Annotated in this window: 19 protein-coding genes; 15 read left to right on the top strand and 4 right to left on the bottom strand. The window is 67.4% G+C overall.

The window, feature by feature from the left end; all coding sequences use genetic code 11:
• Window positions 1-31: 31 nt before the first annotated feature.
• Complete coding sequence (gene pdxR, locus DVT68_RS19160) at window positions 32-1,477, bottom strand: MocR-like pyridoxine biosynthesis transcription factor PdxR (protein ID WP_114826818.1); 1,446 nt, start codon at window positions 1,475-1,477, stop codon at window positions 32-34.
• 110 nt (window positions 1,478-1,587) lie between these two features.
• On the opposite strand from pdxR, the gene DVT68_RS19165 reads away from it, so the two are divergent.
• The 12 genes from DVT68_RS19165 (at window position 1,588) to purH (ending at window position 13,531) form a co-directional block, all read left to right on the top strand.
• A complete protein-coding gene (locus DVT68_RS19165; protein WP_114826819.1) occupies window positions 1,588-2,277 on the top strand; it encodes a glutathione S-transferase N-terminal domain-containing protein in 690 nt (229 codons plus the stop codon).
• 202 nt (window positions 2,278-2,479) lie between these two features.
• Window positions 2,480-3,391, top strand: a complete 912-nt coding sequence (locus DVT68_RS19170; protein ID WP_114826838.1) for a DMT family transporter — start codon at window positions 2,480-2,482, stop codon at window positions 3,389-3,391.
• Window positions 3,392-3,492: 101 nt separating this feature from the next.
• Window positions 3,493-5,700, top strand: coding sequence for a protein-disulfide reductase DsbD family protein (locus DVT68_RS19175; protein ID WP_114826820.1), 2,208 nt, complete (start codon window positions 3,493-3,495; stop codon window positions 5,698-5,700).
• On the top strand, window positions 5,697-6,242 hold the full coding sequence (locus DVT68_RS19180; RefSeq protein WP_114826821.1) for a TlpA family protein disulfide reductase: 546 nt from the start codon (window positions 5,697-5,699) through the stop codon (window positions 6,240-6,242). Before DVT68_RS19175 ends, DVT68_RS19180 begins: the two co-directional genes overlap by 4 nt.
• Before the next feature lie 151 nt (window positions 6,243-6,393).
• On the top strand, window positions 6,394-6,849 hold the full coding sequence (gene aroQ, locus DVT68_RS19185) for a type II 3-dehydroquinate dehydratase (protein WP_114826822.1): 456 nt from the start codon (window positions 6,394-6,396) through the stop codon (window positions 6,847-6,849).
• 69 nt (window positions 6,850-6,918) lie between these two features.
• A complete protein-coding gene (gene accB, locus DVT68_RS19190; protein ID WP_114826823.1) occupies window positions 6,919-7,377 on the top strand; it encodes an acetyl-CoA carboxylase biotin carboxyl carrier protein in 459 nt (152 codons plus the stop codon).
• Between the two features lie 21 nt (window positions 7,378-7,398).
• Window positions 7,399-8,766, top strand: a complete 1,368-nt coding sequence (gene accC / locus DVT68_RS19195) for an acetyl-CoA carboxylase biotin carboxylase subunit (protein ID WP_114826824.1) — start codon at window positions 7,399-7,401, stop codon at window positions 8,764-8,766.
• Between the two features lie 46 nt (window positions 8,767-8,812).
• Window positions 8,813-9,181 (top strand): DUF7716 domain-containing protein, encoded by a 369-nt coding sequence (locus DVT68_RS19200; protein ID WP_114826825.1) that lies wholly within the window; start codon window positions 8,813-8,815, stop codon window positions 9,179-9,181.
• Window positions 9,182-9,396: 215 nt separating this feature from the next.
• A complete protein-coding gene (gene prmA / locus DVT68_RS19205) occupies window positions 9,397-10,296 on the top strand; it encodes a 50S ribosomal protein L11 methyltransferase (protein ID WP_114826826.1) in 900 nt (299 codons plus the stop codon).
• 86 nt (window positions 10,297-10,382) lie between these two features.
• Window positions 10,383-11,180, top strand: a complete 798-nt coding sequence (locus DVT68_RS19210; RefSeq protein WP_114826827.1) for a zinc-ribbon and DUF3426 domain-containing protein — start codon at window positions 10,383-10,385, stop codon at window positions 11,178-11,180.
• A gap of 287 nt (window positions 11,181-11,467) precedes the next feature.
• Window positions 11,468-11,755, top strand: a complete 288-nt coding sequence (locus tag DVT68_RS19215; protein ID WP_114826828.1) for a helix-turn-helix domain-containing protein — start codon at window positions 11,468-11,470, stop codon at window positions 11,753-11,755.
• Between the two features lie 165 nt (window positions 11,756-11,920).
• Entirely contained in the window at window positions 11,921-13,531 is a 1,611-nt protein-coding gene (gene purH, locus DVT68_RS19220) for a bifunctional phosphoribosylaminoimidazolecarboxamide formyltransferase/IMP cyclohydrolase (RefSeq protein WP_114826829.1), read from the top strand.
• A 1,064-nt stretch (window positions 13,532-14,595) separates the two neighbouring features.
• Here purH and DVT68_RS19225 read toward each other — a convergent pair.
• Window positions 14,596-15,597: a bile acid:sodium symporter family protein gene (locus DVT68_RS19225; protein WP_114826839.1), complete on the bottom strand. Its 1,002-nt coding sequence runs from the start codon at window positions 15,595-15,597 to the stop codon at window positions 14,596-14,598.
• 222 nt (window positions 15,598-15,819) lie between these two features.
• On the opposite strand from DVT68_RS19225, the gene DVT68_RS19230 reads away from it, so the two are divergent.
• On the top strand, window positions 15,820-16,704 hold the full coding sequence (locus DVT68_RS19230) for a LysR family transcriptional regulator (RefSeq protein WP_114826830.1): 885 nt from the start codon (window positions 15,820-15,822) through the stop codon (window positions 16,702-16,704).
• Between the two features lie 77 nt (window positions 16,705-16,781).
• On the top strand, window positions 16,782-17,492 hold the full coding sequence (locus DVT68_RS19235) for a glutathione S-transferase (protein WP_114826831.1): 711 nt from the start codon (window positions 16,782-16,784) through the stop codon (window positions 17,490-17,492).
• A gap of 6 nt (window positions 17,493-17,498) precedes the next feature.
• Here the strand turns inward: DVT68_RS19235 and DVT68_RS19240 are convergent, their stop codons facing one another.
• Together DVT68_RS19240 and DVT68_RS19245 are read right to left on the bottom strand one after the other, a co-directional pair.
• On the bottom strand, window positions 17,499-17,930 hold the full coding sequence (locus DVT68_RS19240) for an EamA family transporter (RefSeq protein WP_114826832.1): 432 nt from the start codon (window positions 17,928-17,930) through the stop codon (window positions 17,499-17,501).
• A gap of 36 nt (window positions 17,931-17,966) precedes the next feature.
• Entirely contained in the window at window positions 17,967-18,458 is a 492-nt protein-coding gene (locus tag DVT68_RS19245) for a DUF2782 domain-containing protein (protein WP_233523567.1), read from the bottom strand.
• A gap of 162 nt (window positions 18,459-18,620) precedes the next feature.
• Here DVT68_RS19245 and polA point away from each other — a divergent pair, with 162 nt between their 5' ends.
• Window positions 18,621-21,392, top strand: a complete 2,772-nt coding sequence (polA, locus tag DVT68_RS19250) for a DNA polymerase I (protein ID WP_114826834.1) — start codon at window positions 18,621-18,623, stop codon at window positions 21,390-21,392.
• The last annotated feature ends 308 nt before the right edge of the window (window positions 21,393-21,700 follow it).

The following is a 21,700-nucleotide window of genomic DNA, read 5'->3' on the forward strand; positions in this document are numbered from 1 at the left end:
GGGAGCGCCTTCCAAAGAGGTGATGAGGAGTTCAGGTGGGACGGTGCGCCTCCAGCACCCGGCCCAGCACACGCACGGCTTCATCCATGCTTTCCGCAGGCAGGACACCCAGGCCGAACAGCAGGCCATGGGGCGCGCTATCGCCGATGGCGTTGTCATCGAGCGATTCGATGCGCAGGCCCTGCCGCGCCGCCTCCGCCACCACCGTGCCGGCCGCGACCGGCCAGCGCAGCCGCGCCGCCACATGCAGTCCGGCTTCGGCGGGTATTGGTTCAAGGGCGTCTCCGACGTGGCGGGCGAGTGCATCCAGCAGCGCCTGGCGGCGTTCACCATAGATGCGCCGCATCTTGCGCACGTGGCGGGCCAGGTGGCCCTCGGCGATGAATGGCGCCAGCGTGTCCTGCGCCAGGACATCGCCGTGCCAGTCGTTGAGCTGGCGGGCTCGCGCCAGCGCGGCCAGCGCCCATGGCGGCGATACCACATAGCCCAGGCGCAGGGCCGGAAACAGGCTCTTGGAGAAGGTGCCGACGTAGAACACCACGCCGTCGCGATCCAGCGTCTGCAGCGCATCCAGCGGGCGACCGCCGTAGCGGAACTCACTGTCGTAGTCGTCCTCGATCACCACCGCGCCATGGCGGCGCGCGAAGGCCAGCAGGGCGTGGCGCCGCGCCGGCGAGATCACCATGCCCAGCGGGCTCTGGTGCGATGGCGTCACGTAGATGACCCGGGCGTTCGCCGGTATGCGCTCCACCACCAGGCCTTCATCGTCCACCGGCACCGGCGCCACGCTGGCGCCGGCCAGTTCGAACAGGCGACGCACGGGCCCGTAGCCTGGATCCTCCATCGCCAGCACGGTTTCCCCGGGCGCCACCAGAATGCGCGCCAGCAGATCGAAGGCATGCTGGGCCCCGTTGGTCACCACGATGTCCTCGGCGCTGCAGCTCACCGCGCGCGCGAACGAAACGTGGCCCGCGATGGCCTCACGCAGCGCACGGCGTCCCACCGCCGAGTCGTACAGCGCCGGCTCGCGCGACAAGGCGCGCAGCGCCCGCGCCGACAAGCGTCGCCACACCTCATAGGGGAAATACGAAGCGTCCGGCACGCAGGCGCGCAGATCATGGCGCATCGGCGGCAGTTCGCTCATCGGCCTGGGCATGGCGACGTCGCGCCAGCGCGGATGCAGGCGCGGATCGCCGCCGGTTGCGTGCGGGGACGCGTGGCGCGAGGGTACGACCGCCGCGACCCGGTAACCCGCGCCGTGCCGCGCCGCCAGATAGCCTTCGCTGAGCAGGCGGTCATAAGCCGAGACCACGGTATTGCGTGACAGACCCAGCGACTCGGCCAGGGATCGTGTGGAAGGCAACGGCTGGCCGGCTCGCAGCCGGCCATCGAGGATGGCGCAGCGCAGCTGGCCATGCAGGGCGTGCAGCCGACCGCGCGGCGGGATGTCCAGGGGAAAGGCCAGCAGGGGTTCCATGACGGGCTCCACAGGTCTCAACTGGTACCAGACAATCCGCCGGATCTGGCACTTTTTCAAGACCAGTGAGCAAGCCACACTAGACCCAACGCCAAGGCAGGAGCGCCGTCATGATCGAGCTGTACTTCGCCGCGACCCCGAACGGGCTGAAGATCCGCCTGTTCCTGGAAGAGACCGGGCTGCCGCACTTCATCACGCCGGTCAGCCTGAGCAAGGGCGAGCAGTTCGCGCCGGCCTTCCTGGCAATCTCACCCAACAACAAGATTCCGGCGATCGTCGACCATGCCCCGGCCGGCGGCGGCGCCCCGATCAGCGTGTTCGAGTCCGGCGCGATCCTGCAGTACCTGGCCGAGAAGACCGGGCAACTGCTGCCAAGCGACCCGCGCCGGCGCATTGAAGTGCTGCAGTGGCTGTATTGGCAGGTGGGCGGGCTTGGCCCGATGGCCGGGCAGATCGGGCATTTCAACGTGTACGCCCCTGAAAAAGTTCCCTATGCGATCGACCGCTACACCCGCGAGGTGGCGCGCCTTTATGACGTGCTCGACCGCCGGCTGGCCGACCGCGAGTTCATCGCCAGCGAATTCTCCATTGCCGATGTCGCCTGCTATCCCTGGATCGTGCCGCATGAGGCGCACGGGCAGAACCTGGCCGATTTCCCGCACCTGGAGCGTTGGTTCATGGCCATCGCCCAGCGCCCGGCCACCCTGCGCACCTACGAAGGTGTGGAAAACGCCTACCAGCCCAAGCAGGCGCTCACCGAGGACGAACGCCGCACGTTGTTCGGCCAGGGCAAGCCCTGAAGACTGCTGACAGGTTCAGGCACTACCCTGTCCTAGCCTGTCCCCAGGCCCCTATCGTTGAACCTCGTCATGCCAGCGAAGCGCTCTTCAACAGCCGAAGGGCTGGTCAAGCTGGCATCCAGCGACTTTCGCCTCGCGCCCCAAAGGCACTGGATCCCTGCGTCCGCAGGGATGACGAGCAAAAACACCTCGAGTGATGACCATGAAAACCTCCGACATCGCCGCATTGCTGTTGCTGGGAGCCCTGTGGGGCGCCTCGTTCCTGTTCATGCGCATGGGCGCCGACGAGTTCGGCGGCATGGCGCTGGCCGGCATGCGCGCGATCGGCGCGGCGCTGTGCTCGGCGCCGCTGCTGCTGTCGCGCCAGCGCCGCATCGAGATGCGCACGCACTGGCGCCCGATCGCCATCGTGGGCCTGGCCAATTCGGCGCTGCCGTTCATCCTGTTTTCCTATGCGGCGCGCAGCCTGCCGGCGGGGGTTTCCGCGATCTCCGACGCCATCGCACCGCTGCTGGTGGCGATGTCCGGCTGGATGTTCCTGGGCGAAAAGCTCGACGCCACCCGGGCCAGCGGGCTGGTGATCGGCCTCACCGGCGTGGTCTGGCTGGTGGCGGGCACGGTCGGCTTCAGCCACGACGGCGGCAGCCTTGGCTGGGCCATGGCCGCCTGCGTGGGCGCCAATGTCTGCTACACCTTCGGCGCGCACTTCAGCCAGCGCATGCTGCGTGACCTGACGCCGCTGAGCGTGGCCACCGGCAGCCAGCTCGCCGCCGCCATCGTGCTGCTGCCGCTGACCGTCTGGATGTGGCCTGCCACTACGCCGGGAGCCGCCTCCTGGCTGGCCGCACTGGGCCTGGCGGCGCTCTGCACGTCGCTGGCCTACGTGCTGTTCTACGGCCTGATGGCGCGCGTGGGCGCGTCCCGCAGCATGGCGGTGATGTACATGATCCCGGTGTTCGGCGTGCTGTGGGGCCTGCTGTTCCTGCATGAGCCTGTGACCGTGGCGATGGCCGGCGGCTGCGTGGTGATCCTGTTCGGCGTGGCGCTGACCACCGGCATGCTGCGCTTCCGTGCGGCGCCCACCCTGAACGAGGCCGCCGCGGAACAAGGCTGATCCGCCGCGGTCCATCGCCGCATCGGCCATGCGTTCTCAGCTGGGCCATAATCCATGGTTGGCCCGTGCCTCTGGCGCGGGCGTTTCCTGCTGGAGCCGCAATGCGCCTGATCCGCCCCGGCCGCTTGGCCGCCCGCTTTTCCGCCCTGCTGGGCCTGTGCCTGACCCTGCTGGTCATCGCGCCCGCGATGGCCCAGGACGACCTCGACGGCCTGCTGCCGGTGACCGAGGCCTACAAGCTGAGCGCCGATGCCTCCACGCCCGGCGTGGTGAAGCTGCACTGGACCATCGCCCCGGACTACTACCTCTACCGCGGCCGCATGAAGTTCAAGGCCGGCGAGGGCGTGACCCTGGGCGAGGCGCAGCTGCCCGACGGCGAGAAGCACCACGACGAATACCTGGGCGACGTGGAGACCTATCACCACGGTATCGACGCCACGGTGCCCTACACGCTGGCCAGCGGCGCCACGCGGCTGAAGCTGACCGTGCAATACCAGGGCTGCCACGAGGTGGACCCGAAGATCTGCTATCCGCCGCATACCGAGCAGCTGGACCTGGCGTTGCCCACGGGCCCGGCCCAGGCCGGCCCCTCGCTGGGTGCCGCGCTGGGCAAGCTGGGTTCCAGCCGCGCCGGCGAAGGCGCGGCGCTGCCGGCCGAGCAGGCTTTCCAGTTCGAGGCCCTGGCCAAGGACCGCCAGCACCTGCTGCTGCGCTGGAACATGCCCAAGGGCTACTACCTCTACCGCGACCAGACCACGCTGCGGCTGAAAGACGCCGGCGACCTGACGCTGGGTGAACCCGCGTGGCCGGCCGGGGTGGCGCACGATGACGCGCACTTCGGCCAGACCACCGTGTTCTTCGACCAGGTCGAACTGCCGGTGGCGATCCACGGCGACACCACCGGCCGGCAGAGCGTGACGCTGGAGGCGAGCTTCCAGGGCTGCCAGGACGGCGGCCTGTGCTATCCGGTGATGACCCGCACGCTGACCGTCGACCTCGGTGGCGCGGCGCCCGTCGTCGGCCCGTCCGCCGCTCCCGCGCCTGAGACGCCGCCGGCGTCGGCGACCAGCCGGTCGCCGCGGATCGGCCTGCTCTCCGCGCTGCTGCTCGCCCTGGCCGGCGGCCTGGTGCTGAACCTGATGCCTTGTGTGCTGCCGGTGCTGGCGATCAAGGCGGTGGGCCTGCTGGAGAGCGGCGAAAGCCATGCCAGGGCGCGCGCCCATGCGCTTTCCTACAGCGCCGGCGTGCTGAGCAGCTTCGCCCTGATCGGTATCGTCATTCTTGTGCTGCGCTCGGCCGGCCAGGCCATGGGCTGGGGCGCCCAGTTGCAGCAGCCGCTGGTGGTGGGCGTGCTGGCCTGCGTGATGGTGGCGGTGGGCTTGTCGATGTCGGGCGTGGTGCAGTTCGGCGCCTCGCTGGGCAACGTTGGCCAGTCGCTGGCGTCGCGCTCGGGCCATGCCGGTCACTTCTTCACCGGCGTGCTCGCGGTGGTGGTCGCCAGCCCGTGCACGGCCCCGTTCATGGGCAGCGCCCTGGTCTACGCCTTCGCGGCGCCGATGCTCTATGCGCTGCTGGTGCTGCTGATGCTGGGCGTGGGCCTGGCGCTGCCGTTCCTCCTGGTGGCCTTCGTACCCGCCCTGGCGCGCCTGCTGCCGCGGCCCGGGGCCTGGATGGAGACGCTCAAGCAGGTGCTGGCCTTCCCGATGTACCTCACCGCGGCATGGCTGGTGTGGGTGCTGGCGCATCAGCGTGGCGCCGATGCGGTCGGACTGGTGCTGGTGGCGGCGGTGATGCTGGCCGCCACGCTGTGGTGGTTCGAGCGCAGCCGCACGCGCGGCGTCGCAAGCAAGCTGGCGGTCGCCGTGCTGGCGGTGCTCACCGCGTTGCCGCTCTACCAGCTCGGGCAGCTTCCGCCGCCGGCGCAGACCGCGACGGTGGCCGAGGGCGTGGTCGCTTTCAGCCCTGAAAAGCTGGCCGAGCTGCGCAAGGCCGGCGTCCCGGTGTTCGTGGACATGACCGCCGACTGGTGCGTGACCTGCAAGGCCAATGAGCATGCCGTGCTGGATACCGAGGCGTTCCGCGAGCTGCTGCGAAAGACCGGCGCGGTCTACATGAAAGGCGACTGGACCGACGTGAACCCGACCATCGCCGCGTTCCTGCAGCAATACAACTCGCCTGGCGTGCCGCTCTACGTGGTGTTCCCCAAGGGCGGCGGCGAAGGCCACATGCTGCCCACCGTGCTGACCTCCTCCATGGTCGAGGAAGCGCTGACCAAGGCCGCGGGCACGCCGGTGGCCAGCAACCCATGAGCCTGAGCCGAAGTAACTGGACCATCCTGGGCCTGGCCGTGCTGGCCGCCACGGTCGGCGGCTGGCTTCAGCACGCCAGCCGCCGCGCGCACGTGCCGCCGGGCGTCCAAGTGGCGGAAGCCGGCCAGATCGTTCCCGATCTGGCCCTGGCCGGGTTGGACGGCAGAGAACATCGCCTGTCCGAGTTTCGCGGCCGCCGCGTGCTGCTGAACTTCTGGGCCACCTGGTGCGGCCCCTGCCTCAAGGAAATGCCGGCCCTGGTGCAAGCCCAGGCGAACGTCGGTGAAAAGGGCGCCATCGTCCTCGGCATCGCCATGGATGACCCGGCGCGGGTGCAGGCCTTTCTCACCCAGCATCCGGTCAACTACCCGGTGTGGCTGGGCCGGCTGGATAGCCCCAGCACCTCCTTGCGCCTGGGGAACGTCGGCGAACTGCTGCCTTACAGCGTGCTACTGGATGAAAACGGCCGGCTGCTGGAAAGCCGGCGGGGCCCGCTGGACGCACCAACGCTGGCCCGTTGGCTGGCGCCAGCCGCGCCCTGACGCGGTTTGCGTCGCCATACGTCGCCGCACGGTTTAACGTTAACTTCTCCTTCAAACATCGTCGAACTGCGCCGAACTGGACAACAACACCGAGAGCGGCGCACACTCCGCGCCGACACCGGCTCGTGCCGGTCCGACCCAGGGTGGTTGTGTGGCGAAGATCCTGGTCCTGCATGGACCCAATCTCAATCTGCTGGGCACGCGCGAGCCGGAGGTCTACGGCCGCGACACGCTGGCCGATATCGACGCCATGCTGATCCGGCGCGCGCAGGCCGCGGGCCACGGGCTGGAGGCGCTGCAGTCCAACGCCGAGCACGCGCTGATCGAGCGCGTCCACCAGGCGCGACAGGACGGCACCGACTTCATCCTGATCAATCCCGGCGCCTTCACCCATACCAGCATCGCGCTGCGCGACGCGCTGGCCGGGGTGGCGGTCCCGTTCATCGAGCTGCACCTGTCGAACGTGCATGCGCGCGAGCCCTTCCGCCGGCACTCGTACCTCTCGGACATCGCCGTCGGCGTGATCTGCGGCTTTGGCGCTGACAGCTACCGGCTGGCGCTGGATGCCGCCCTGGCCCGCCTGGACCACCGCGCCCCGGCGCACTGACTCCGGCACGCCCGCCACCCTATTCCCATCCGGCCGCCCCGGCGGCCTCACGAAAAGAAGGTTTCAACCATGGACCTGCGCAAGATCAAGAAGCTCATTGACCTGCTCGAGGAATCCAACCTCGCCGAACTGGAAATCAAGGAAGGCGAGGAAGTCGTTCGCCTGTCGCGCGTGCCCAAGGGCACCGTCACGGTCGCCTCCGCCCCGGTGATGCACGCCGCCCCGGTCGCCGCTGCGCCGGTCGCAGCCGCCCCGGTCGCCGAAGCCGCTCCCGCCACCCCGGCGCTGCCGGCCGGCCACGTGGTCAAGGCGCCGATGGTCGGTACCTTCTACGCCTCGTCCAGCCCGGGCGCCGCCGCGTTCGTGAAGGTCGGCCAGCAGGTCAAGGCCGGCGAGACGCTGGGCATCATCGAAGCGATGAAGATGTTCAACCAGATCGAAGCCGACGTGGCCGGCACCGTGCAGGCCATCCTGGTCGAGAACGGCCAGCCGGTGGAATTCGACCAGCCGATGTTCGTGATCGCCTAAACCAGGCTGACGATCATGCCCATGCTCGAAAAAGTCGTCATCGCCAACCGTGGCGAAATCGCCCTGCGCGTGCTGCGCGCCTGCCACAGTCTTGGCATCAAGACCGTGGCGGTGCACTCCACCGCAGACCGCAACCTCAAACATGTCGGGCTCGCCGATGAGTCGATCTGCATCGGCCCGGCGCCGTCGGCCGACAGCTATCTCAACATCCCGCGCATTATCGCGGCAGCCGAGATCACCGACGCCCAGGCCATCCACCCGGGCTACGGCTTCCTCTCCGAGCGCGCCGACTTCGCCGAACAGGTGGAGCAGTCGGGCTTCATCTTCATCGGCCCGACTGCTGACGTGATCCGCCTGATGGGCGACAAGGTCGAGGCGATCCGCGCCATGAAGGCCGCCGGCGTGCCGTGCGTGCCGGGCTCGGGCGGTCCGCTCGGCGACAACGTCGAGGAAAACAGCCGCATTGCGCGTGACATCGGCTACCCGGTGATCATCAAGGCCGCCGGCGGCGGCGGTGGTCGCGGCATGCGCGTGGTGCGCACCGAGGCCCACCTTGGCAACGCCATCACCATGACCAAGCAGGAGGCCAAGGCGGCCTTCGGCAACGATCAGGTGTACATGGAGAAGTTCCTGGAGAATCCGCGCCACGTGGAAATCCAGGTGCTGGCCGACGGCCAGGGCAACGCCATCCATCTCGGCGAGCGCGACTGCTCGATGCAGCGTCGCCACCAGAAGGTGGTGGAAGAAGCCCCCGCGCCGGGCATCACGCCGGAACTGCGCGAGCAGATCGGCAAGGTGTGCGTGGATGCCTGCATCCGCATCGGCTACCGCGGCGCCGGCACGTTCGAGTTCCTCTACGAGGACGGCCGCTTCTACTTCATCGAGATGAACACCCGCATCCAGGTGGAGCATCCGGTGACCGAGCTGATCACCGGCATCGACCTGGTGCGCGAGCAGTTGCTGATCGCCGGCGGAGAGAAGCTGTCGATCAAGCAGTCGGACATCCAGATCCACGGCCACGCGATCGAGTGCCGCATCAATGCCGAGGATCCGGACAGCTTCCTGCCTTCGCCTGGCACGGTGAAGCGTTTCGAGGCGCCGGGTGGCCCGGGCGTGCGCGTGGACACCCACCTGTACGACGGCTACCGCATTCCGCCGAACTACGACTCGATGATCGGCAAGCTGATCGTGCACGGCCCGGATCGCGAGACCGCGATTGCGCGCATGCGCCTGGCGCTGGCCGAGACGGTGATCGAAGGCGTGAAGTGCAACATCCCGTTGCAGCAGCGCATCATGGCCGACGTCGGTTTCCAGCAGGGTGGACAGAACATCCACTACCTGGAAAAGCGCATGGCCGAACAGAAGGAAAAGGCCGCCACCGGCGGCTGAAGCACCCCGGCGGGCCGCAACTGCGGCCCGCCGATGCGGCATCACCATGTCCGAACTGATCACCCTGCGCGAAGCGATCGACGCGATCCGCGACGCCTTCGACGAAGGCGATGGCTGGGATCGCTACGCCTGGGTGTACATCCGCGGCGAGATCACCGAGCCGGGCTGCCGCCTGTATCTCTCGCATGTCGCCGACGAGGACGACGCACTGATCGACGACCGTGGCGAGGCCATGCCGCCATTCGCCGCGCGGCATCACCTGCAGCATTTCCTGGAAGCGAGCGACTTCGCCGAAGTGCTTTTCGTGCAGCGAAAGCGTGCACCCGCCTCCAGCGTCGACGATTACGCCCGCGCGCTCGAACACTATCGCCGCCACGACGCCTTCCTCGGCATGTCGCCCGATTCCTCGCCGTAAGACGCTCGCCATTCCCGCAAACCCCAAAGGGGGCCAGGAGCGGGAGGCGCCTTGCAAGAGCGAAGCGGGTCATCCCGCCGCCTCCAGGTCGCAGCAGCAAGCCACTGGATTCCCGCTTTCGCGGAAAGAACGCGCGCCGGGCAAGCGCGTGCCGTCATCGCACACCCGCCGTTCCACATCGGCGACAATGTGCTCCTGAATCGCAGGAACCATCCATGCCCTGGCTCGAACTCACCCTCACCATCCGCTCGGAACAGCAACCGCGCGTGGAAGAAGCACTCGACGACGTCGGCGCGCTGTCCGTCACCATGCAGGACGCCGATGCGGAGACCCCGGACGAGCAGGCGATCTTCGAACCGGGCGTGGGCGAGCTGCCATTGTGGCCGACCATCACGCTCAACGCGCTGTTCGAAGCCGACACCGATCGCCGTGGCCTCAGCGAGGCGCTGGGCGATCTGCTGCCGTGGCTGGAACCGGACCACCTGCAGTTTCGTGACGTGGCTGACGAGGACTGGGAACGGGCCTGGATGGACCAGTTCAAGCCGATGGCGTTCGGCCGTCGCCTGTGGATCTACCCGTGGAACATCGAGCCACCGGAAGACGACGACATCGTGGTCGTGCGCCTCGACCCCGGCCTCGCCTTTGGCAGTGGCACCCACCCCACCACCGCGCTGTGCCTGGCGTGGCTGGACAGCCTCGACCTGGCCGGCAAGAGCGTGACCGACTTCGGTTGCGGCTCCGGCATCCTGGCCATCGCCGCGCTGAAGCTCGGCGCGTCCAGCGCCGTCGGCGTGGACAATGATCCGCAGGCACTCACCGCCTCGGCCGACAATGCCGAGCGCAACGAGGTCGCCGATCGCCTCGCGCTGTTCCTGCCCGAGGACCTCGAGGCCGAACCCGCCGACGTCTTTATCGCCAACATCCTCGCTGGCCCGCTGGGCGAGCTGGCGCCAATCTTCGCCGCGGCCGCCAGGCCCGGCGCGCCGTTTGCGATCTCCGGCATCCTGCAAGGCCAGCAGGATGAATTGTTGCAGCGCTACGCCGAGTGGTTCGAGGATCTGCGCGTGGAGACGCTGGAGGACTGGGTGCGCATCAGCGGCAGACGTCGCGGCTGAGCGCCCATTCACGTTGGCCCCGAGGCGCGGATGATTTGTGCTCCCCGGTGCACTAGGCTTGCCACAGCTCGACACCAACGGACCGCATGTACGCCCAATGTCCCGAATGCATGACCGTGTTCTCGCTGAACACGGAAACACTTGCGCAGGCGCGCGGGCAAGTCGTGTGCGGGCATTGCGGCAGCGAATTCGATGCGCTGGCCTCGCTGTGCGACCAGCTGCCGCCGGAACCCTTCGAGTTCCTCACGCCACGCATGCCCGAGCCGCCGCCGCAGCTCGATCTGGCCGTCTACCGGCCGCACGCTGAAGCGGCTGCCGTCCCTGCGATTGCCGCCGCGCCCGCTGACGCGCGGGACGACATCGAGGATTTCAGCAAGCTGGTGGTCGCGCCGCGCTTCGCGCGCTCCGAACCCCGCCCGCGTCGCTGGCCCTGGATTACCGCCAGCGCATTGCTGCTGCTCGGGCTGGGCGCCCAGATCGCCTGGGCCAAGCGCGATGCCCTGATCAGCGATGACACCGTCGGACCGTGGCTGCGCGAGACCTGCTCCACCCTCGGCTGCCAGCTGCCGCTGGTGCAGGACACCAGCCACCTGAGCCTGCTTGCCCGTGACGTGCAGGCCCACCCTTCGGTGCCCGGCGCCCTGCTGATCACCGCCAGCCTGCGCAATGACGCGCCGTTCGCCCAGCCCTATCCGGTCGTGGTGATCACCCTCTCCGACGCCAACGGTAAGCGCCTGGCGATGCGTCGCCTCCGCCCCAGCGAATACCTCGGCGAAGGCGCGGTGATGCAGCGTGGCATCGCGCCCGACGGCATCGCCGCCCTGCTGCTCGAGGTGGAAGACCCCGAGGGCAAGGCCGTGGCCTTCGAGTTCGCGTTCGAATAGCCGTCCATTTGGCTGAGCTCGCCGCGCCTCGGGTCGGCCTGCCTTGGCGATGCCGGGACACGCATAGGCCGTGCCAGCTTCAGGCAAATTTGTCCATAGGACATTTGCTGAAGGCGCGATAGAAGATAAAGGGTACGGTCGCAGGGACTTAAAATTATCGGCACGCGAGGGTAAACTCGCGCCTTCGTCTTGTGCTGCACCCGGCGTTCCATGCGAGCCGCCGCCCGCGGTATTGCCATAAACAAATGCAAGGGCCTACGTAGCCTTTGCGTCGAACGTGAGGGGAAATGCCAGTGAATGCCGTCAGACTGCCTGTCAACGAGCCTCCTTCGGAGACTTCGTCGCAGAGCGCGTTGAGTGAATGCGTCAGTCGGACCGTCCGTCGCTACCTCGCCGATATCGGCGACACGGAATGCGACGAGGGTCTGCACGCGCTTGTCATTCGCGAAGTCGAAGGCCCACTGCTGCGCGAAGTCCTGGCCTGGCATGACGGCAACCAGAGCCGCGCCGCCGCCGTGCTCGGCATCAATCGCGCAACACTGCGCAAGAAGCTCGCCGCCCACGGCCTGCTGTAACAATTCCCGCCTATCCAGGGGCGACGCCCCGCGCCTGCCGGCGATCACGGCACGCAAGCCGCATGCCGATCGCCGTTTAGCCGTCCATCCGTCGAAAAGACCTCCTCACCGACGGTTCGGCTCCAGCCAGCTATAATGATTGGCTTCCCCGTCCTGGAAGTCGCCATGTCTGCCTCTGCTGTCACTCCCATTCGCCGCGCGCTGCTGAGCGTGTCGGACAAGACCGGCCTGATCGACCTGGGCCAGCGACTGAGCAAAGCCGGCGTGGAACTGCTTTCCACCGGCGGCAGCGCCAAGGCGCTTCGCGAGGCCGGCATCCCGGTGAAGGACGTCAGCGAACTGACCAGCTTTCCCGAGATCATGGACGGCCGCGTAAAGACCCTGCACCCGAAGGTGCATGGCGGCCTGCTCGGCCGGCGTGGCACCGACGATGCGGTGATGGCCGAACTGGGCATCGCGCCGATCGACCTGCTGGTGCTCAACCTGTATCCGTTCGAGCAGACCGTGGCCCGCCCCGACTGCACGCTGGAAGACGCGATCGAGAACATCGATATCGGCGGCCCGGCCATGCTGCGCTCGGCGGCAAAGAACTGGAACGACGTCGGCGTGCTGACCTCGCCCGACCAGTACCCGCAGGCGCTGGGCGAGATCGAATCGCAGGGCGGCCTCAGCCGCGCCACGAGATTCAAGCTGGCGGTGGCCGCGTTCAACCGCGTCTCCAACTATGACGGCGCGATCAGCGACTACCTCTCGGCGCTCAAGCTCAATGACGAGCTCGACGCCATCGCCGGCCATGAGGCATTTCCGGAACAGGCCAACGGCCGCTTCGTGAAGATGATGGATCTGCGCTACGGCGAGAACCCGCACCAGCAGGCCGCCTTCTACCGCGACCTGTACCCGGCGCCGGGCACGCTGGCCACCTTCCGCCAGCTGCAGGGCAAGGAGCTGTCGTTCAACAACATCGCTGACTCCGACGCCGCGTGGGAGTGCGTGCGCAGCTTCACCAAGCCGGCCTGCGTGATCGTCAAGCACGCCAATCCGTGCGGCGTGGCGGTGAGCCTGGATGGCATCGGCCGTGCGTATGACCTGGCCTACCAGACCGATCCCACCTCCGCGTTCGGCGGCATCATCGCCTTCAACCGCGTGGTCGACGCCGCCACCGCGCGCGCCATCGTCGAGCGCCAGTTCGTCGAGGTGGTGCTGGCGCCTGGCTACGAGGACGAAGCACTGAAGGCGTTCGCCAAGAAGACCAACGTGCGCGTGCTGGAGATCCCCGCGCCGGCCGATGGCGACCTGGCCAAGGCACATCCGGGCAATGATGTCCGTCGCGTGGGCTCGGGCCTGCTGATCCAGACCGCCGATCGCGCGATGGTGAAGGCTGAAGACCTGAAGATCGTCACCAAGCGCGCGCCGACGCCGACCGAGATCGACGACCTGATCTTCGCCTGGAAGGTGGCCAAGTACGTCAAGAGCAACGCCATCGTCTACGCGAAGAACCGTCAGACCATCGGCGTGGGCGCCGGCCAGATGAGCCGCGTGTACAGCGCGAAGATCGCCGGCATCAAGGCCGCCGACGAGAAGCTGGAAGTGCGCGGCTCGGTGATGGCATCGGATGCGTTCTTCCCGTTCCGCGACGGCATCGACGCGGCCGCCGCCGCGGGCATCAGCGCGGTGATCCAGCCGGGCGGTTCGATGCGCGACGCGGAGGTGATTGCTGCCGCCGACGAGCACGGCATGGCGATGGTGTTCACTGGCATTCGCCATTTCCGCCACTGAGACGACGACGAAAAACGGGGCCGAAAGGCCCCGTTTTTTTGTTTGTGAGGGAGCGCGCTTTCACGGCCCCGCACCGTCATCCCAGAGAAAGCTGGACGGAGCGCGAAGCGCGGAGAACGCCCGGAGGGCGGCCCCGAAGGGGCGCGCGCAACGAGTCATCCAGTGCCTTGACTTTTCGCTGTCGGTGTAACGACGCCGCGAGCGTGCTCGCCTGCGGCGGGCTTCCGTCCTCCTGCCGGAGGCCGGCTCACTTTTCTTTGCTTGCTCAAAGAAAAGTAACCAAAAGAAAGAGCACCCCACTCGGCGCTGGCCGCGCCTGCGGCCCGACCAGTCCGTGAGGGGCGGCCGGGCTTTTCGACCGGGCTCCTGCCCGGACGAAAAGGGATCGACATCCCTGTCGATCCCCCTGCGGGCCTCATCGTCCACCCCTCACCGCCTCACAGGGGTATGGGTGACGGCTCGTGCCGCTGCGCGGCACATCGCTTCGCAAATCCCTCGTTTCTCCCTGTAGAGGCGCAACCTGTACGCGACCGCAGTCAGGCGACTACCGCTGCTATCGAGCACACGGCGCTCTCCGACAGAGACGATTTTGCTCTTTGCTCTTTGCTCTTTGCTCTCGCTTTGGCTTTTGACCTCCCCTCCCCTATGACGCGAGCGGGCGGGAGGTGGAACAGCCCGAAGGGTGGCCGGCAGGGACGCCGGCCAGTGGATCGTCAGGGCAGGATGCCCTGTCGATTCACCCCGCCTCCCGGCCGCGACCCCGCAGGGGCGCGCCATCGGGGTGGCCTCTCTTTTGGTTACTTTTCTCTGGCCACACAGAGAAAAGTGACCCGCTGCCCGGCAGGGCAGCGGAAGCCCGCCGCAGGCGAGCCCGATCGCGCCACCCTCAAATCAAGAGCAAAAGTCACTGGATCCCAGCCTTCGCTGGGATGACGTCGAGGGAACGCACACGGAGATGGGTAGCCTCCCCCAGATGATGTGCGCACCTCGCGCTCCATCCTTTTTCCGCAGGGATGACAAAGTGGGAGCGGGAGCTCGAAAACGACTCCGAATGCTCCGACGCATCAACTCGCCTCCACCACCTCGCGCTGCGCCCTCACCTCCACCGGCCGCGCCGCATAACGCCGCGCCAGCACCGCACACGTCATCAGCTGAATCTGGTGGAACAGCATGATCGGCAACACGATGGTGCCCATCGGATGGCCGGCGAACAGCACCTTGGCCATCGGCACGCCACTGGCCAGGCTCTTCTTGGAGCCGCAGAACACGATGGTGATCTCGTCCTCACGATTGAAGCCCAGCGCGCGCGCGCCATAGCGCGTCACCAGCAAGGCAACCGCCAGCAGCACTGCGTTGACTATCAGCAGGCCGCCCAGCACCGGCAGCGGCGTCTGCTTCCACAGGCCCTGCAGCACCGCCGCGCTGAAAGCGGTGTAGACCACCAGCAGGATCGAGCCCTGGTCCACGTAGGACAGCATGGCGCGGTTGCGCTGCACCCAGGCGCCGATCCAGCGCTGCGCCACCTGGCCGGCCACGAATGGCGCCAGCAGCTGCAGCACGATGGCGCCGATCGCATCCCAGCTCATGCCGCCCTGCCCGTGTGATTGCAGCATCACGCCCACCAGCAACGGCGTGATGAAAATGCCCAGCAGGCTGGAGGCTGATGCCGCGCATATCGCAGCAGGGATGTTGCCGCGGGCCATCGAGGTGAAAGCAATGGACGACTGCACCGTCGAGGGCAAGGTGCACAGGAACAGCACGCCCAGATAAAGCGCGGGCGTGACCAACGGGGACAGCAGCGGACGCAGCACGATACCCAGCAGCGGGAACAACACGAAGGTGCTGGCCAGTACGGTCAGGTGCAGGCGCCAGTGCGTCATGCCCGCCACCACCGCCTCACGCGACAGCTTGGCGCCGTGCAGGAAGAACAGCAGCGCGATGGCCAGATCCGTGATCACGTTGAACACGCTCGCCGCCGTGCCACGACAGGGCAGCACGCTGGCCAGCACCACCGTCACCACCAGGGCGCAGGTGAAGCGGTCGGGAAGGAATCGGCGCAGGAACATGGTGATCATGGGTGAAAGGGTTGGAGGCCGGCGAAGCCCTCGAACGCCCAGTCATTCCCGCAACACGGGAGCCTCGCGGCGTTCGAGTCCGTCAAAGGCAGTGATGCCCGGTCCATGCATCGCTGCGATGCCGCGCTGACGCAGCATTCAACGGCCGCTATTGGATCGCGACCCCATTGATTATTCAAATTGTTTTATCTGATCTACTGATACAGTAATCGCATGAATATCAGCCTGCGCCAGCTCCGTGCGTTTCTCGCCGTGGCGCGCCAGCAGCATTTCCGGCGCGCGGCCGACCATCTGCACCTGAGTCAGCCAGCCGTGAGCCGCTACATCGCCGAGCTGGAAGCGGAGCTCGGCGTGCGCCTGTTTGATCGAACCACGCGCGCGGTGGTACCGACCGAGGCCGGCCGTTACCTGGAAGGCGCCATCGGTCGCGTGCTGGACGAGCTGGAAGGTGTGCTCGACCACGTGCAATCCGAGGGCGAGCGGCGGCGCGGAAAGGTGCACGTGGCCTCGGTACCGACCCTTTCGGCCGGACTGATGCCGCAATGCATCGCCGACTGCGCCCGGCGCTATCCCGAACTCACGATCCAGTTGCACGACCAGTCGCAGACGCAGGTGCTGGACGCCGTGCTCGGCGGTGAAGTCGATTTCGGCGTGGCGATCGCTCCGCCAGCCAACGCCGAGTTCGACAGCGAAAGCATCCTGCGCGACCCGTTCGTGCTGGTGTGTCGTCCCGACCATGCGCTGGCGCGCCTGGACCGGGTGCCGTGGCGCAAACTGCAGGGCCAGCCGCTGGTGCTGCTGGACTACAGCTCCGGCAGCCGTCGCCTGATCGACCACGCGCTGGCCAGCCGTGGCATCGAGGCCCAGGTGGTGCAGCAGACCGGCCACACCCTCACCGCCTTCCGCATGGTGGAGGCCGGTCTCGGCGTCAGCGTCAGCCCGGCGCTGTCACCGCCGCCGTCGACGCTGGTGACTCGACCGCTCACGCCACAGGAGAGCCGCGACGTGGTGCTGCTCAAGCGCCGACAGCGCTCGCTGTCGCCACTGGCGTCCCTGGTGTGGGAGCACCTGCGCGACGCGGGCGCCAAGCAGACCTAGCAGGAGAAAGGGATGTGCTCACGTCGCCTTGAACGGGCGGCGGCCAAGATCGCGCTCTCCAGGCGAGAGGGCGTCCCATGCGCTACGAGCTCTACTACTGGACCGGCATCCAGGGACGCGGCGAATTCGTGCGCCTGGCGCTGGAGGATGCCGGCGCTGCATACCTCGACGTGGCGCGCGAACAGGGCGACGCCGTGATGATGCCGTTCCTGCGCGGCGAGAAGCCCGGGGCGCGCCCGTTCGCCCCGCCCTTCCTGCGCGCGGGGCGACAAGTGATCGCGCAGACCGCGAATATCCTCGCCTTCCTGGCCCCTCGCCATGGCCTTGTGCCGGCGCCCGCCGCCAGCCAGTGCCACGCGATGCAACTGCAGCTCACCATCGCCGACATGGTGGCCGAGGTCCACGACACGCATCACCCGGTGGCCATGGAGAAGTACTACGAAGAGCAGCGCCCTGAGGCGCGCAAACGCGCCGCCTCGTTCCGCACGCAGCGCATCCCGAAATACCTGGGCTACTTCGAGCAGATCCTGAAACAGGGCGATGGCCGCCACATCCTCGGACGACGGCACTGCTACGTGGACCTGTCGCTGTTCCAGCTGATGGCTGGCCTCGACTACGCGTTCCCGCAGGCCATGAAGTCGCTACGACGCCGAACGCCACGCCTGCGCGCACTGACCGAGCGCGTGGCCGCGCGTCCGCGCATCGCTGCGTATCTGGCATCGCCGCGACGCATTCCGTTCAACGAAGCGGGCATCTTCCGGCACTACCCGGAACTGGATCGAACGTAGCCGCGATCAGAACACGGCGATGACGATGGCTCCCGCCACGATCAGCCCGCCGCCGACCACCAGCGGCCAGCTCAGCGATTCGCCCAGCAACAGCACGCCGAGCACGATGGCGATGGCCACGCTGAGCTTGTCGATCGGCGCCACCTTGCTGACCGGCCCCAGTTGCAGCGCGCGGTAGTAGCACAGCCACGACAGGCCGGTGGCGATGCCCGACAGCACCAGGAACACCCAACTGCTGGTGGGCAGGCCCGTTGGGCGCGCCCATTCGTTGCGCAGGCTGAGGATGCCGGCGGTGACCAGCAGGATGACGATGGTGCGGATGAAGGTGGCGAGATTGGAGTTGATGCCCGCCACGCCCAGCTTGCCGAACAGTGCGGTGAGCGCGGCGAAGAACGCCGACCCCAGCGCGAACAGCAGCCAGCTGTCGCGCAGGTTCACGCCCCGGCCCCGGGCGCCCGGCTCAAGCCATGGGGCTTAGTGCCCGCCATTGTCCTGGTCGGCGGCGGACTTGCTGTTGCCCCACTCCATCACCTTGTACATCACCGGCTTCACCGGTTCGCCGGCCTGGTTGGTCCAGGCGCCCTTCTGGTCGACCAGATAGGTCTGCGGGATACCGCCCTTGGGCGTCACCACCACCATGTAGAGCTGGCCGCTGCGGCGGTATTCCTGAACGGTCTGGTCGCCTTCCGTACGCACGGTCACCGACGGCGGCGCTTCGCCACGGGCGTCGCGCGGCTGCGCAGACGAGGTGGAAGGCTGGCTCAGCGTGGCGGCGGTATCCGCCGAATTCTGCGCGGACTTGTTCGCGGGGGCCGGCGCGGGCGCCGGTGGCGGGGCGACAGCCTTGACGCCCGGGTCGTTCATGCCCGGCGGCGGCGGCGCGGGCGGAAACTGGTTGGCCGACTGCGCCATCGCATTCGATGCGACCGCTACACCAAGCACTACAAGCAACGCGACGGGTTTCATGATGACGGCCTCCTGTTGACGGTGAAGCATAGCAGCGCGAAACCGCACCGCTTGTGAAGCAGCCGTATCCTGTCAAGACAACGCATCGGTCGCTCGTGCGTGCACGCCGAGCCTGAACGGAGCGCGCCGGCCGAGCATGGCAGGCGCATGCGAGAATGCCCCATGGCCAAGCTCATTCTCATCGACGGTTCGTCCTACCTCTACCGCGCCTTCCACGCGCTGCCGCCGCTCAGCAATTCGCAGGGCGAGCCCACCGGCGCACTGTTCGGCGTGGTCAACATGCTGCGCGCCACGCTGAAGGCGCGACCCGACTACGTCGCCTTCGTCAGCGACGCGCCAGGGCCGACTTTCCGCAACGCGCTGTACGACCAGTACAAGGCCAACCGCCCGCCGATGCCCGACGACCTGCGCGCGCAGGTGGACCCGATGCTGGCGATCGTCAGCGCGCTGGGCTTTCCCATCCTCCGCGTGAGTGGCGTGGAAGCGGACGACGTGATCGGCACCCTCGCCAAGCAGGCGCACGCGCAGGGCATCGAGGTGGAGATCTCCACCGGCGACAAGGATCTCGCGCAACTGGTGCGTCCAGGCATCACGCTGGTCAACACCATGACCAACACCACCATGGACAGCGCGGGCGTGGTGGACAAATTCGGCGTGCAGCCCGACCAGATCGTCGACTACCTCAGCCTGACCGGCGACACCGTCGACAACGTGCCAGGCGTGCCCAAGTGCGGCCCCAAGACCGCCGCCAAGTGGCTGGCCGAGTACGGCACGCTGGATGCGCTGGTCGCCAACGCCGACAAGATCGGCGGCAAGATCGGCGAGAGCCTGCGCGAAGCGCTGCCGAAGCTGCCGCTGTCACGCGAGCTGGTCACCATCAAGACCGATGTGCCGCTGGAGCAGCCGGTCACCGCGCTGATCCTGCACGAGCGCCATGTGGAACAGCTGCGCGAGCTCTACGCGCGCTACGAATTCAAGGCGGCCCTCAAGGATCTCGACGCCGCGGACGCCGCTGTTGGAGCGAACCCTGTGCGCGACCCGGGTCTTGCGACGGCGGCGAACGATGCGGCGCCGACCAGTCGCGCACAAGGCGCCCTCCCGCAGGAGGAACCGAAGCTCGACATGGCGGGCCAGTACGAGCTGGTCACCACCCAGGCCCAGTTCGACGGCTGGCTGGCGAAGATCGCCACGGCCCCACTGGTGTCGTTCGATACCGAGACCACGTCGATCGACAGCATGCAGGCCGACATCGTGGGCCTCAGCCTGTCGGTGGAGCCCGGCCACGCCTGCTACGTGCCGCTGACCCACGACTATCCCGGCGCGCCGGCGCAGCTTTCGCGCGATCACGTGCTGGCCGCGCTAAAGCCGTTCTTCGAGGACGCCAGCCGCCCGAAGATGGGCCAGCATGCCAAGTACGACATCAACATCCTGTCGCACTACGGGATCGCCGTGCAGGGCCTCAAGCACGACTCCATGCTGGAGTCCTACGTGTGGAACGCCACCGCCACCCGCCACGACATGGATTCGCTGGCCAGGAAGTACCTCGGCTACGAGACCATCAAGTACGAGCAGGTGGCCGGCAAGGGCGCCAAGCAGATTCCGTTCTCGCAGGTGGACCTGGATACGGCCTGCCGCTACGCCGCCGAGGACGCCGACATCACCCTGCGCCTGCATCATGCGCTGTGGCCGAAACTCGAGAGCGAGCCGACGCTTCGCGCAGTGTACGAGAACATCGAGATTCCGCTGATCCCGGTGCTGGCGTCGATGGAACAGCGCGGCGTGCTTATCGACGTGAGCGAGTTGCGCAAGCAGAGCCAGCAGCTTGGCAAGCGCATGCTCGAATTGCAGCAGGAAGCGTGGAAAGGCGCTGGCCGCGAGTTCAACCTCGATTCGCCCAAGCAGTTGCAGGCCATCCTGTTCGACGAGCTCGGCCTGCCGGCCAAGCTGAAGACACCGACCGGTCAGCCCTCCACCAACGAGGAGGCGCTGGAAGCGATTGCCGACGACCACCCGCTGCCGCGACTGATCCTCGACTATCGCGGCCTGGCCAAGCTGCGCTCCACCTACACCGACAAGCTGGCCGAGATGGTCAATCCGCGCACCGGCCGCGTGCACACCAGCTACCACCAGGGCGCCGTGGCGACCGGGCGCGTGTCCTCGTCCGATCCGAACCTGCAGAACATCCCGGTGCGCACCGAGGAAGGCCGACGCATTCGCCAGGCCTTCGTGGCGCCGGAGGGCTGGGTGGTGCTGGCGGCCGACTATTCGCAGATCGAGCTGCGCATCATGGCGCACCTGTCCGGCGACGAAGGCCTGCTCAAGGCTTTCCATGAGGGTGGCGACGTACACCGCGCCACCGCGGCCGAAGTGTTCGGGCTCAAGCCCGAGGAAGTGTCGGCCAACCAGCGTCGCGCCGCCAAGGCGATCAACTTCGGCCTGATGTACGGCATGAGCGCCTTCGGCCTGGCCCGCCAGCTGGGCGTGGACCGAGGCGAAGCCAGCGACTACATGGCGCGCTACTTCGCCCGTTACCCGGGCGTGCACGCCTTCATGGAGACCACCCGCCAGCAGGCCCATCGCGACGGCTATGTCGAAACCCTGTTCGGCCGCCGCCTGTACCTGGAGAACCTGACCTCACGCAACCAGGCCCTGCGCGCCGGCGCCGAACGCGCCGCGGTGAACGCTCCCATGCAGGGCACCGCGGCCGACATCATCAAGCGGGCGATGATCGCCGTGCATGCATGGCTGGGCGAACGCGACGACGACGTGCACATGCTGATGCAGGTGCACGACGAACTGGTGTTCGAGGTGCGCAAGGATGCAGTGGACGAGGTCCGCGCGGGCGTCATCGAGCGCATGTCGGGAGCGGCGACGTTGTCGGTGCCGTTGTTGGTGGAGGCTGGGGTGGGGGCGAATTGGGATGAGGCGCACTGAGGGTGCTTGGGATGGGGTGCCGCTGGGGCGCGCCGCTCAAGAAATGCCGAGTTTCTTCTAGCCCCTCATCCGTGCGGGAACTGGACGGACAGCAAAGCGCACATGCTGCCTAGCGCAGCCTACCCGTCTCCATTTGACCCTCCTCAACGTCATCCCAGCGGAGGCTGGGATCCAGTGGCTTGGCCCTCCGTTATTGATTTGACGTCATCCCAATCTGGCTCGCCTGCGGCGGGCTTCCGTCCTCCTGCCGGAGGCCGGGTCACTTTCTCTTGCTTGCCCAAGAGAAAGTAACCAAAGAGAACGGCACC

The organism is Dyella solisilvae, assembly GCF_003351225.1.
Classification (GTDB): domain Bacteria; phylum Pseudomonadota; class Gammaproteobacteria; order Xanthomonadales; family Rhodanobacteraceae; genus Dyella; species Dyella solisilvae.

What these genes read in the sequence shown, in the direction of transcription:
- pdxR (WP_114826818.1), bottom strand. Translation starts at nt 1,477, where the DNA reads ATGGAACCCCTGCTGGCCTTTCCCCTGGACATCCCGCCGCGCGGTCGG.
- DVT68_RS19165 (WP_114826819.1), top strand. Translation starts at nt 1,588, where the DNA reads ATGATCGAGCTGTACTTCGCCGCGACCCCGAACGGGCTGAAGATCCGC.
- DVT68_RS19170 (WP_114826838.1), top strand. Translation starts at nt 2,480, where the DNA reads ATGAAAACCTCCGACATCGCCGCATTGCTGTTGCTGGGAGCCCTGTGG.
- DVT68_RS19175 (WP_114826820.1), top strand. Translation starts at nt 3,493, where the DNA reads ATGCGCCTGATCCGCCCCGGCCGCTTGGCCGCCCGCTTTTCCGCCCTG.
- DVT68_RS19180 (WP_114826821.1), top strand. Translation starts at nt 5,697, where the DNA reads ATGAGCCTGAGCCGAAGTAACTGGACCATCCTGGGCCTGGCCGTGCTG.
- accB (WP_114826823.1), top strand. Translation starts at nt 6,919, where the DNA reads ATGGACCTGCGCAAGATCAAGAAGCTCATTGACCTGCTCGAGGAATCC.
- accC (WP_114826824.1), top strand. Translation starts at nt 7,399, where the DNA reads ATGCTCGAAAAAGTCGTCATCGCCAACCGTGGCGAAATCGCCCTGCGC.
- DVT68_RS19200 (WP_114826825.1), top strand. Translation starts at nt 8,813, where the DNA reads ATGTCCGAACTGATCACCCTGCGCGAAGCGATCGACGCGATCCGCGAC.
- prmA (WP_114826826.1), top strand. Translation starts at nt 9,397, where the DNA reads ATGCCCTGGCTCGAACTCACCCTCACCATCCGCTCGGAACAGCAACCG.
- DVT68_RS19210 (WP_114826827.1), top strand. Translation starts at nt 10,383, where the DNA reads ATGTACGCCCAATGTCCCGAATGCATGACCGTGTTCTCGCTGAACACG.
- DVT68_RS19215 (WP_114826828.1), top strand. Translation starts at nt 11,468, where the DNA reads ATGCCAGTGAATGCCGTCAGACTGCCTGTCAACGAGCCTCCTTCGGAG.
- purH (WP_114826829.1), top strand. Translation starts at nt 11,921, where the DNA reads ATGTCTGCCTCTGCTGTCACTCCCATTCGCCGCGCGCTGCTGAGCGTG.
- DVT68_RS19225 (WP_114826839.1), bottom strand. Translation starts at nt 15,597, where the DNA reads ATGTTCCTGCGCCGATTCCTTCCCGACCGCTTCACCTGCGCCCTGGTG.
- DVT68_RS19230 (WP_114826830.1), top strand. Translation starts at nt 15,820, where the DNA reads ATGAATATCAGCCTGCGCCAGCTCCGTGCGTTTCTCGCCGTGGCGCGC.
- DVT68_RS19235 (WP_114826831.1), top strand. Translation starts at nt 16,782, where the DNA reads ATGCGCTACGAGCTCTACTACTGGACCGGCATCCAGGGACGCGGCGAA.
- DVT68_RS19245 (WP_233523567.1), bottom strand. Translation starts at nt 18,458, where the DNA reads ATGAAACCCGTCGCGTTGCTTGTAGTGCTTGGTGTAGCGGTCGCATCG.
- polA (WP_114826834.1), top strand. Translation starts at nt 18,621, where the DNA reads ATGGCCAAGCTCATTCTCATCGACGGTTCGTCCTACCTCTACCGCGCC.